Origin of the sequence: Speluncibacter jeojiensis, assembly GCF_029589495.1 — a bacterium.
GTDB lineage: Bacteria > Actinomycetota > Actinomycetes > Mycobacteriales > Mycobacteriaceae > Speluncibacter > Speluncibacter jeojiensis.
Map to the genome: position 1 here is coordinate 389,397 of NZ_JAAIVF010000001.1, position 13,391 is coordinate 402,787.

Annotated in this window: 1 protein-coding gene (only partly in view); it reads right to left on the reverse strand. The window is 70.9% G+C overall.

Annotation, left to right across the window (positions count from 1 at the left end):
* Positions 1-13,391, reverse strand: the end of a protein-coding gene (locus G4X40_RS01870) for a non-ribosomal peptide synthase/polyketide synthase (RefSeq protein ID WP_277829775.1). 22,675 nt of this gene lie beyond the right edge of the window; the window shows 13,391 of its 36,066 coding nt (coding positions 22,676-36,066); its start codon lies beyond the right edge, outside the window; it ends in the stop codon at positions 1-3.

Genomic DNA, 13,391 nt, shown 5'->3' on the forward strand with positions numbered 1-13,391 from the left:
CTACCGGCCGCTCGCCCACCCCTCATCGAGCACTTCACCGATCCGGGCCAGGGCACCGGGCGACGACATCTCCCAGTGCGTGGCGTCGACCGCATGGTCGAGGATCCGTCCGTCCACCACGTCGGCCCACGTCGAGGCGTTGCGATGACCCATGGGATCGTCGCGCTGCGCGGTGAAGAACACCACGTCACCCTTGTACACGGCGGGACGGTGCTCGGCGAGCAGCGCGTAGGAACGCTCCACCGATCCGAGCGCCCGAACGATGCGGTCGGCACCGAGGCTCGCGAACGGTTCCGGCAGCGCCTCGAGCAGTCCCGTGACGGACTCCGGGGTCACCGGGGCGTCCACCTCGAGACCACCGACCTGCGCGGCGGGCAGCAGTCCGCCGAGCAACTCACGCACCGTCACCGGTGAGCCCGGATCGGACTGTGCGGCAGACACACCCGCGACACTGTCCATCATCGACAGCAGCGCGACCTCTTGCCCGTCGTTCTGCAGTTGGACGGCCATCGCGTGGGCGAGCACGCCGCCCATCGACCAACCCAGCAGATGGTACGGCCCCTCGGGCTGCACCGAACGGATTTCCCGCACATAGCGCTCGGCCCACAGCTCGACCGATTCCGGCAGGTCCTCGTCGTCCCCGAAGGCAGGTGACTGCAGGCCGTAGATCGGGCGATCCCGGTCGACGTGGGCAGCCAGACCGCCGAACGCCCACGACAGGCCCACCACCGGGTGCACGCAGAACAGCGGCGGCTTCGCCCCACCGGTCCGCAGCGGCAGCAGCACGTCGAAGGCCGAGCCTGCGCCGACATCGACCACGCCGGCCACGGCCGCGTCGATCCGGGCCGCGAGCGCCGCCGCCGTGGCATCGGAGAACAGCCACAACACCGGGATCCGGACTCCGAACTCCTCCGCCAGGCGGGCGGTGACGCGGGTGGCGACCAACGAGTTACCCCCGAGCTCGAAGAAGTTGTCGTCTGCGCCGACCCGCTCGATGCCGACGATCTCGGCGAACACGTCGGCGACCGTCTGCTCGGTGACCGTCTCCGGAGCCCGGAAGGCCTTGGCCGCGAACACCGGGGCCGGCAGTGCCCGGCGGTCGAGCTTGCCGGACAGGTTCAGCGGGAAGGTGTCCAACTCGACGACCGCCGCCGGAACCATGTAGCCGGGCAGCGACCGCGCGACGAAGGCCCGCAGTTCGTCTGCATCGACAGGGTCGCCGGACACCACGTACGCCACCAGTTGATCGCCGGTGGCGGTCGGGACGACCAGCACCGCGGCCTGCCGCACCGCCTCGTGCGCCACGAACGCCGACGCGATGTCGTCGAGCTCGATTCGCTGCCCACGGAACTTCACCTGGAAGTCCGTGCGGCCCACGTAGCCGAGTTCGCCGTCGCGGCGCCACACGACCAGGTCACCGGTCCGGTACATCCGGGCACCCGGTTCGCCGAACGGGTTCGCCACGAAGCGCTCCGCGGTCAGGTCGACCCGTCCGAAGTAGCCGCGCGCCAGCTGGGCACCGGCCACGTACAGCTCGCCCGGGACACCCTCCGGAACCGGACGCAGACGCGAATCCAGCACGTACACCTGCGAATTCCATTCCGGCAGGCCGATCGACAGCGGGCCCTGCGCGGCACCGGTCACCTCACCGTAGGTGACGGACACCGCCGCCTCGGTCGGGCCGTAGAGGTTGTGCACCGCGGCCGCGGACACGCGTCCGAAGTCGCGGACCGTCTCTGCCGGCAGCGCCTCGCCGATCACGAACACCGCCCGCAGCGACACCAGGTCCACCGCCTCCACCGACCCGGCGAACACCGACAGCATCGAGGGCACGAAGTCCGTCACGGTCACCGCGTGCACGGCGATCGTCTCCGCAAGATAAGCCGGATCGCGGTGCCCGTCGGGCTCCGCGAGCACCAGCCGTGCACCGCAGGACAGCGGCAGGAAGTAGCCCCAGACCGACAGATCGAAGGTCGCGGCCGTCTTCTGCAGGTACACGTCCGTGCCGTCCACGCCGTACTGGGACCGCATCCACTCCATCTGGTTGGCGACCGCCGCGTGCGGCACCGCCACGCCCTTCGGCACGCCCGTCGAACCGGAGGTGAACAGGACGTACGCCGGGTGGGTGGGGCGCAGCGGCGTGGTCCGATCGGCGTCCGAGATCGGCGCCGACGACCAGCCCGACAGGTCGAGGTCTTCGACGTGCAGCACCGTGTGGTCCGGCGCGGCGAAGCCGTCCCGGGCCGTGGTGAGCACGCACATCGGATCCGCGGTCTGCAGGACATGGCCGGTCCGCTCGGCCGGATGATCCGGGTCGATCGGCACGTAGGCACCGCCCGCCGCGACCACTGCATACATGCCGACCACCAGGTCGATCGAGCGCCGCATCGCCAACGCGACCAGTGACTCCGGGCCGACTCCCTCGGCGATCAGATGACGCGCCAAGCGGTTCACCCGTTCGGCGAGCTCGCCGTAGGTGAGCGTCGCGTCCCCGAAGGTGAGCGCAGGCGCGTGCGGCGTGGCCGCCACCTGACGGACGAAGCCGTCCGACAGCAGCCCGGGCTCCAGCGGATGCGCGGTCTCGTTGCGGCGCAACACCAAGTCGGAGCGTACGGCCTTCTCGAGCAGCTCGACGTCGCCGACCGGGGCGGACGGATCCGCGACCACAGCCTCGAGGATCCGCGCGAGCCGGCCGGCCAGTTCCTCCACCGTCGCCGCGTCGAACAGCGCGGTCGCGTAGGTGAGCCCGCCCGAGATCCCCGCCGCAGAACCGTGCTCGTCGTAGCTGTCGGCGACGATCAGGTGCAGGTCGAACTGCGAGATCTCGGAGTCGAATTCCACTGCGGCGATGGACATCCCCGGCAGCTCGAACCTCGTGGGGGCGAGGTTCTGGAAGGAGAAGCCGACCTGGCACAGCGGGTGCCGCGCCGTCGACCGTGCCGGGTTGAGCACCTCGACCAGTCGCTCAAACGGCACGTCCGCGTTCCCGAACGCGCCCAGGTCGGTGTCACGGACCTGATCGAGCAGCGCGGTGAAGGAGAGGTCGCCGTCGACCTGGGCGCGGAGCACCAGGGTGTTGACGAACATGCCGACCATGTCGTCGAGTGCCGCCTCGCCGCGGCCCGCGAACGGGGTCCCGACGGCGATGTCGGTGGTTCCCGACATCCGCGCCAGCAGCACCGTGAACGCCGCGTGCACGACCATGAACAGCGTCGCGTTGTTGGCCCGCGCGAGTTCCGCCAGGCGTCGGTGCAGCTCTGCGTCGATCTCCAGCGCCACCCGGCCGCCGTGGTACGACTGCACCTCGGGTCGCGGCCGGTCCGCGGGCAGATCCAGCTGATCCGGCAGCCCGGCCAGCGCGGTCTTCCAATGGTCCAGCTGCGCGGAGATCAGCGACAGCCGGTCGTCCTCGGAGCCGAGCAGTTCCCGCTGCCACAGTGCGTAATCGGCGTACTGCACCGGCAGCGGAGCCCAGTCCGGAGTCCGGCCGGCCGAGTGAGCCGCGTACGCGATCATCACGTCGCGCGTGAACGGCTCCATCGAGGCTCCGTCCGCCGAGATGTGGTGCACGACAACGGCCAGCACATGCTCGGCGGCCGCCTCCTCGGGACGGTCGATGCGCAGAAGCATGGCCCGCACCGGGACGTCGGCGGTGACGTCGAACCCGGACTGCAGGAACCCGCCGACCACGCCGATCAGCTCCGCCTCGGTCACCACGACCGGGGTCAGGTCCGGCATCGCGTCCCGGGCCGGGACGATGACCTGGATCGGCCCGTCGACGGTCTCGGGGTACACCGTCCGCAGCACCTCGTGCCGGGCGACGACGTCGCCGACCGCGGCCTGCAGCACCTCGACGTCGAGCTCGCCCGACAGCCGAATGGCCGCGGGGATGTTGTACGCCGCCGAATCCGTATCGAACCGGTTGAGGAACCACATCCGCTGCTGCGCCAGCGACAGCGGCACCCGCTCGGGGCGTTCCTGTGCGACCAGCGGGGCACGCCGTCCACGGCCCGCCAGGCGCGCCACCCGCGCCGCCAGACCCGCGACGGTGGAGTCCTCGAAGATCTCGCGGACCGGCACGGTGGTGTCCAACGCGGACCCGAGTCGCGCCACGACCCGCATGGCGATCAGTGAATTGCCGCCCAGTGCGAAGAAGTCGTCGTCGAGACCGACCGGGCCCAGGCCGGCTGACTCCCGGCCGAGCACGTCGGCGAAGACGTCGGCGACGGTCTGCTCGACCGGCGTGGTCGGCGCGCGGAACTCCGCCGCCTCGAACACCGGCGCGGGCAACGCCTTGCGATCCAGCTTGCCCGACGCGTTCACCGGGAACTCCTCGAGCACCAGCACCTGCGACGGCACCATGTACGCGGGCAGCCGCTCGGCGGCCTTCGCCAGCACCGCGGCCGGGTCGACCTCGCCGTTCGCCCCACCGGCAGCGGCCACCGTGACGTAGCCGACCAGCAACGCGCCCACCTGGGTGTCGACGACGGCCGCGGCCGACTGCCGCACCGCCGGGTGGTCCGCGAGCGCCGCCTCGACCTCGCCGAGCTCGATCCGCAGACCGTGCAGTTTCACCTGGAAGTCGGTGCGGCCCAGGTATTCCAGCTCGCCGACGCCGTTCCACCGCGCCAGATCGCCGGTGCGGTACATCCGCTCGCCGGCCGCGAAGGGGTTGGCGACGAAGCGATCCGCGGTCAGGCCCGCACGGGACTCGTAACCGCGCGCCAACTGCGCACCCGCCAGGTACAGCTCGCCGGGAACGCCGACCGGCACCGGCCGCAGCCGTCCGTCCAGGACGAACACGCGCGTCCCCTCGACCGGACCGCCGAGCGGGACGACCGCCGTGTCCGCTTCGGCGGCCTCGCGTCGGGTGACCTGCATGGCCGCCTCGGTGGGTCCGTACAGGTTGTGCACGCGGGCACCGGTGGCCCGGGCGAACTGCGTGGCCAGCTCGGCAGGCAACGACTCGCCGCCGGCGAACAGGCGGCGCAGCGCCGGCGCACCGGTCTCCGCCAGCGCGGACAGCACCATGGACAGCATCGACGGCACGAACTGCACCGTGGTCACCGATTGCTCGACGAGGGTCCGCGCCAGGTACTGCGGGTCACGGTGGCCGTCCGCGCTCGCCATGACGAGACGCGCGCCGGTCTGCAAGGGCCAGAAGAACTCCCACACCGATGCGTCGAACGTCGCCGGCGTCTTCTGCAGCACCGAGTCGGTTCCGTCGAGCCGATACTCGCGCTGCATCGACACCAACTGGTTCACCGCCGCCGCGTGCGTCACGGCCACGCCCTTGGGTCGGCCGGTCGAGCCCGAGGTGAACAGCACGTAGGCGGCGTTGCCCGGGATCAGCGTCCCGATCCGCTCGGCATCGGTGACCGGCCGCGTGTCGTCGAGTCCATCGCTGCTCACCTCGACGACCTGCCGTCCGCAGGCGATGTCCGTGCCCACACCGGCGCCGACCAGCACGAGCCGCGGATCGGCGGTGTCGAGCACGTACCGGATCCGGTCGGCCGGCTGATCCGGGTCCACCGGCACATAGGCACCGCCGGCCCGGACGACGGCGTACATGGCGACGACCTGGTCCACCGAGCGTCGCATGGCCAGCGCCACCCGCGACTCGACGGCCACGCCCCGACCGATCAGTCGCCGTGCGAACGCATTGACGCGGTCGTCGAACTGCCGGTAACTCAGCGTCGTCGATCCGTCCACGACCGCGACCGCATCCGGCGTCGCGGCGACCTGGGCCGAGAACAGCGTGTCGAGCGTGCCCGCCTCGAGCGGCGCACCGGTGTCGTTCCACCGGGCCAGGACCTGCTCGCGCTCGTCCGCCTCCAGGAGGTCGATGTCGCCGACCGGGGTCGTGGCATCGACAGCCACCGCCCGCAGGACCCGTGTCAGTGCGTCGGCCAGACGGGCCGCGCCGGTGGCGTCGTACAGAGACGTGGCGTAGGTGAGCATGCCGGCGATACCGGCGGGGGCCCCGTCGTCGTCGTAACTGTCGGCGAACCCGAAGTCCAGGTCGAACTTCGCCAGCACCACGTCGGTGTCCACACCGCTCAGCGACAGCCCGCCGAACTCGACCTCCGGCGTCCGCTGGTTCTGGAAGGACAGCGCGACCTGGAACACCGGCGAATACGCCTGCGACCGAGCCGGATTGAGTACCTCGACGATCTGCTCGAACGGCACGTCCGCGTGACCGAACGCGCCCAGGTCGACATTCTTGGCCTGCCCGAGCAGCTGCTCGAAGGACGCCTCGCCGGCGACCTCGGTGCGCAGCACGAGCGTGTTGACGAACATGCCGACCAGGTCGTCGAGCGCCGCCTCGCCGCGGCCGGCGACCGGAGTGCCGACGACGATGTCGCTCGTCCCCGACAGTCGCGCCAGCAGGACCGCGAGTGCCGCGTGCACGACCATGAACAGCGTCGCACCGCTGCGGCGGGCAACCGCGTCTAGCGCCGTATGCAGTTCCGCATCGACGGTGAACTCGTGCAGGGCACCGAGGTTCGACATCACCGCGGGGCGCGGGCGGTCCGTCGGCAGCTCCAGAACATCCGGCGACCCCCGCAGGGCGCGGGTCCAGTAGTCGAGCTGGCTCGACAGCAGCGACTCCGGGTCCCGGTCGGAACCGAGCAGTTCACGCTGCCAGAGCGTGTAGTCCGCGTACTGCACCGGAAGCGGTTCCCAGGAGGGTGCCGCTCCGGCACCGCGGGCCGCGTACGCGACCACCAGGTCACGGGTCAGCGGCGCGGTGGAGAACCCGTCACCGGCGATGTGGTGCATCACCACGACCAGCACGTGCTCCTGCTCCGCGCCGTCCACCCGCAGCAACGCGGCGCGCAGCGGCACGGCGGCGGTGACGTCGAAACCGACGCCGACCACACCGAGGATCCGCTCGGTGAGCTCACCTGCCCGCACCACCTGCGGCGTGAGATCGACGCGGAAGTCTGGATCGATCACCTGGTAGCCGGTGCCGTCCTGCTCCGGGTAGCGCGTGCGCAGCACCTCGTGCCGGGCGATGACGTCGGTGACCGCGGCCTGCAGGGCAGGCACATCCAGTTCACCGGTCAGTCGCACCGCAGCCGGAATGTTGTAGGCCGCCGACTGCGGATCGAACCGGTTGAGGAACCACATGCGCTGCTGCGCGAGCGAAAGCGGCACCGACTCGGGCCGCGGCCGCGGAGCCAGTTCGAGGCGGCCGCCGGTGCCGGCCGAAGCCTGCACCCGCGCGGCGAGCGCCTCGACCGTGGTGGCCTCGAACAGTTCCCGGACCGCGATCCGGGTGTCGAGCACGGCGCCGATGCGGGCGACGACCTGCATGGCGATCAGCGAGTTGCCGCCGAGCGCGAAGAAGTCGTCGTCCAAGCCGACCCGGTCCGCATCGAGCATCTGGGCGAAGACGTCCGCCACGGTCTGCTCGACCGCGCTGGTGGGGGCGCGGAACTCCCTGGCTGCGAACACCGGCGCAGGCAGGGCCTTGCGATCCAGCTTGCCCGACGTGTTCACCGGGAACGCGTCGAGAACCAGGATCTGCGACGGCACCATGTACGACGGCAGGTCGGCGCCGACCGCCGCCCGCAGCGCCGCGACGTCGACCGCCGCGCCGGGCTCCGGCACCACGTAGCCGATCAGGTGCTCGCCGGCGCGCTCGTCGGTGGCCATCAGCACGACCGCCTGCGAGACACCCTCGGCGCGCAGCAACGCCGACTCGATCTCGCCGAGCTCGATCCGCAGGCCGCGCAGCTTCACCTGGAAGTCGGTGCGGCCGAGGAATTCGAGTTGCCCGACTGCGACATCCCCCGTCGCTTCGCTCGCCCGGGTGCTCCAGCGCACGAGGTCGCCGGTGCGGTACATCCGCGAGCCGGTCTCGCCGAACGGGTTCGCCACGAAACGGTCCGCGGTCAGGTCGGCGCGGCCCTGGTATCCGCGGGCCAACTGCTCACCGGCCAGGTACAGCTCACCCGGGACACCGACGGGAACAATCCGCAGTCGCGTGTCGAGGACGTACGCCTGGGTGTTCCAGACCGGACCACCGATCGGGACCGAACCCTGGATCGGCCCGGTGATCTCGTAGCCGGTGGTGGTGATCGCCGCCTCGGTGGGGCCGTAGGTGTTGTGCAGCCCCCCGGTGAAGACCTCCCTGAGGTTCGCGACCAGTTCCGCCGAGAGCGATTCGGCACCGCTGTGCAAGTGCCGCAGCGAGGCCAATGCGTCCCCCGATCCGGCCGCGATCAGCGCGGACAGCACGGACGGTACGAACTCGGCGAACGAGATCCGGTGCTCACGCATCAGGTCGGCGAGGTAGTCCAGATCCAGGTGTCCGCCGGGCTTGGTGACGACCAACCGTGCACCGACGATCGGCGGCAGGAAGCACTCCCACACCGACACGTCGAAGGTGAACGGCGCACGCTGCATGATGCGGTCTGCCGGGGTGACCCCGTATTCGCCTGCCAGCCAGTGCAACTGGTTGACGATCGCGCGGTGGCCGATCGCCACGCCCTTCGGCCGGCCGGTCGAGCCCGAGGTGTACAGGACGTAGGCGGTGTTGCCGGTCCGCAGCGGCCGGACCCGCTCCTCGTCTGGGACGGGCGCCGCGTCGAAGCCCTCCAGTTCCAGCTCGTCCATCCGGACGGACCGGATGCCGACGGGCAGTTCGGGGCGCGCGGTCGGCGTCACCAGGACCAGCTTGGGCCGGGCCGACCCGAGCACATAGCCGGTGCGCTCGGCCGGGTGGTCCGGATCGATCGGCACGTAGGCCGCGCCGGCCGTCACGATCGCATACATCGCGATCAGCATCTCCGTTGACCGGTATGCCGCAAGCCCGACCAGATCCTCTGTGCCGATCCCCTCGGCGATCAGCCAGCGCGCCAGGCGGTTCACCCGCGCACCCAGCTCCCCATAGGTGAGCGCGTCGTCCTCGAAGACGAGCGCCACGTCGGCGGGCCGCAGGGCGACCTGAGCGTCGATCAATTCCGTGAGCGTCGCGTCGGGCACCTCCGCCGCCGTCGCATTGAACGCGCCGAGCACGCCGGCCCGCTCCTGTGCCCCGACCAGGTCGATGTCGCCGACCCGTGTGTCGACCGAGCGCGCGACCGATTCCAGCATCAGCTCGAACGCCCGGCCGTACCGCTCGACCGTCGCGTGATCGAAGAGGTCGGTCGCATAGGTCACGGCCGTGTCGATGCCGAGTGGCCGGCCCTCGTCGTCGTACCGGTCGACGAAGGTGAAGTCGAGGTCGAACCAGGTCAGGGCGGCGTCGTGGTCGAGGGCCTCGATGCGCAGGTCCGGCAGGTCCAGCTCGGTGCGCGCCATGTTCTGGAAGGTCAGCGAGACCTGGAACAGCGGCGAATACGACTGCGACCGAGCCGGACTGAGAACCTCGACGAGACGCTCGAACGGGACATCGGTGTTGCCGAAGGCGCCCAGATCGGTGTCGCGCACCTGCTCGAGCAACTCCGCGAAGGTGTCGTCGGCACCGACCCGGGTCCGCAGCACCAGGGTGTTGACGAACATGCCGACGAGATCGTCGAGTGCCGCCTCGCCACGGCCCGCGATCGGCGCGCCGACGGCGATGTCGGTGGTACCGGACAACCGGGCCAGCAGCGCCGCCAGCGCGGCGTGCACGACCATGAACAGACTCGAGTTGCGCTCCTTGGCGATCCGCGACAGCCCCAAATGGACTTCGGCCGGGATCGAGAACGACAGGCGCGCACCACGGTTCGACGCCACCGCCGGCCGGGGACGGTCGGTCGGCAGTTCGAGCAGGTCCGGCAGGCCCGCGAGCGTCTCGCGCCAGTACTCGAGTTGCCGGCCGGCCAGCGCCTCGGGGTCGGACTCGTCGCCGAGGACGTCGCGCTGCCAGAGCGCGAAGTCCGCGTACTGCACCGGCAGCGGAGCCCACGCCGGCGCCTGGCCCGCGGTGCGGGCCGAGTAGGCGACCATCACGTCGCGGGTCAGCGGTGCGATCGACCATCCGTCCGCGCTGATGTGGTGCACGACCAGCACGAGCACGTACTCACCGCGCTCCCCCGACGCGACCGCTTCGGAGGCCTCGGGGGCGATCCGCAACAGGCCGATGCGGATGGGCACCTCGGTGGTCACGTCGAAGTTCTCCGTGAGCAATCCGACGACCCGGCCGAGGACCTGGTCCTCGGGCACGGAGACGACGGACAGGTCCGGAACAGCCTGCGCGGCAGGCAGGATCACCTGATACGGGGTTCCGTCGACCTCCGGGTACACGGTGCGCAGCGACTCGTGACGCTCGAGCACGTCCGCCACCGCCAGCCGCAGTGCGGCGACGTCCAGATCGCCGGACAGCCGCAACGCGACCGGGATGTGGTAGGCCACCGACTGGGTGTCGAACCGGTTGAGGAACCACATGCGCTGCTGCGCAAGAGACAGCGGGATCCGCTCCGGACGTTCCTGCGCGACCAACGGCGCCCGGCCACCCGCACCCGCCAGCGTCTCCACGGCCGCGGCCAACGCCGCCACCGACGACGACTCGAACACCACCCGCACCGGCACCGACGCCGACAACGCCGCGCCCAGACGCGCGGTCAGCTGCGAGGCGATCAGTGAGTTGCCCGCGAGTTCGAAGAAGTCGTCGTCCGCACCGACCCGCTCGACACCGAGCAGTTCGGCGAACACGCCCGCCACCAGCTCCTCGGCGGCGGTCGACGGTGCACGGTAGGCACGTGCCTCGAACACCGGCTCCGGCAACGCGCGCCGATCCAGCTTGCCCGAGGCGTTCAGCGGGAACGTCTCGAGCACCGTCACCACCGCCGGCACCATGTACGACGGCAACGCCGCGGCCACCGCGGTCTTGACGGCCCGCGGGTCGACGACCGCGCCGGCCACCGGCACCACGTATGCGACCAGCGACTCGCCGGTCCGCTCGCCCCGGTGCGGCACGACGACCGACTGCGCCACTTCCGGATTCGCCAGCAGCGCCGCCTCGACCTCGCCGAGCTCGATCCGCAGACCACGCAACTTCACCTGGAAGTCGGTGCGGCCCAGGTACTCCACTTCACCGGCGCGGTTCCACCGCACCAGGTCACCGGTGCGGTACATCCGCTTGCCGGAGCCGAACGGCGATGCCACGAACCGGTCCGCCGTCAACTCGGGCTGCCCGACGTAACCCCGGGCCAGCTGCGCACCCGCGAGATAGAGCTCACCCGCGACACCGACCGGAACCGGACGCAGGCGCGCGTCCAGCACGAACACCTGCGTGTTCGACACCGGCACACCGATCGGCACGACCGTGACCTCACCCGAGCGCGGAACGGACCAGTGCGTCGAGTGCACCGCCGCCTCGGTCGGCCCGTACAGGTTGTGCAGCCGGGCGTGCGGGACCGCCGCGGCGAAGCGGGCGACCGTGTCACCCGCAAGCGCCTCACCGGCGGCGAACACCGCGCGCAGCGACCGTCCCGAACCCTCGCCCAGCCCGTCGACGAACACCGACAGCAGCGACGGCACGAACGACGTCGCGGTCACCGACCGCTCGTCGATGACGCGGGCCAGGTACTCCGGATCGCGGTGACCGTCCGGCCGCGCGACGACCACCCGGCCACCGGTGACCAACGGCACGAACAACTCCCACACCGACACGTCGAACGTGATCGGCGTCTTCTGCAGCACCACGTCCTCGGCGCCGAAACCGTACTGGCCGGCGAGCCAGAACACCTGGTTGGCGACCGCCGCGTGCTCGACCGCCACACCCTTGGGCAGACCCGTCGAACCCGACGTGAAGATCACGTAGGCGGCATTCGAGCCCGCCAGCGGGACACTGCGGTCCGCGTCGGTCAGCTCGGCGGCCGAGCGCGCGGACAGGTCGAGCGTGTCGATGTCGAGCACCGGCACCTCGACCTCGAGCGGGAGCGGGTCCCGGCTCGTGGACAACACACACACCGGCCGCGCACCGGCGAGAACACGGTCGATACGCTCGGCCGGCTGGTCCGGGTCGACCGGCACATAGGCCCCGCCCGCGGCGAGGACCGCGTACACGCCCACCATCAACTCAACCGACCGGCGCATCGCCAGCGCCACCCGCGACTCCGCGCCGACACCACGGCCGATCAGCTCCCGCGCCAGACGGTTCACCCGGCCCGCGAACTCCGCATAGGTCAGCGACTCACCCTCGAACACCACCGCCACCGCATCCGGCGTCCGCGCCGCCTGCGCCGCGAACAACGACACCAGCGTGCCCTCGGCGAAGGTCTCTGCGGTCGCGTTCCACTGCTCGAGCACGGTCCGGCGCTCGAGCGCCCCGAGGAGGTCGACGTCGCCGACGACCGCGTCGGGCTCGGCCGCGACGGCGGCCAGGATGCGCACCAGTCGGTCGGCCATCGCCTCGATCGTGGCTGTGTCGAACAGGTCGGTCGAGTAGCGCAGGCCGGCCACGATCCCGCCGGTGGCGCCGTCGATCACGGCGTTCTCGGTGACCGCCAGCGTGAGGTCGAACTGCGTCGTGGCCGCGTCGTAGTCGAACGTCGAGACGGTCAGGCCCGGTAGCTCGAGCGAGGTCCCCTGCTGATTCTCCGCCGTGACCTGCACCTGGAAGATCGGCGAATGCGACTGTGAGCGAGCGGGGTTGAGCACCTCGACCAGACGCTCGAACGGAACATCCGCGTGCCCGAGGGCCTCGAGCGTGGTCTCGCGGACCCGTCGCAGCACCTCGGCGAACGACGCGTCGGCATCGACCTGTGTGCGCAGCACCAGCGTGTTGACGAACATGCCGACCAGGTCGTCGAGTACCGCCGCGGACCGGCCGGCGACCGGCGTGCCCAGGGCGATGTCGGAGGTTCCGGACAGCCGGGCCAACAACACCGCGAACGCGGCCTGCACGACCATGAAGGTCGAGGCGTCGTGGCCGCGGGCGAGCGTCGCCAGCGCCGAGGTGAGTTCGGGGTCGATGTGGAAGCGATGCAGCGAGCCGCGACCGGTGGCGACCGCCGGCCGGGGCCGGTCCGTCGGCAGCTCCAGCAGGTCCGGCAGACCCGACAGCCGCTCCACCCAGTACGCGACCTGCCGGGCCGCGACCGACTCGGGATCGCTTTCGGCGCCGAGTACCTCGTGCTGCCAGAGTGTGAAGTCCGCGTACTGCACCGGCAGCGGCGCCCACTGCGGCGCCGTGCCCGAGGTCCTTGCCAGGTAGGCGGCCATCACGTCGCGGGCCAGCGGCCCGGTCGAGACGCCGTCCGCGCTGATGTGGTGGAGGACGAGGACGAGCGCGTGCTCGTCGGCGCCGAGACACAGCAGCCGGCCGCGCACCGGCACCGCGGCCGTCACGTCGAATCCGCCACCGAGCACCGACATCGCCACGGCGGCCAGGTCATCCGGCTCGACGGCAACCGGCGTCAGGTCCAACTCGACGTCGTCGACAGGCAGAACCA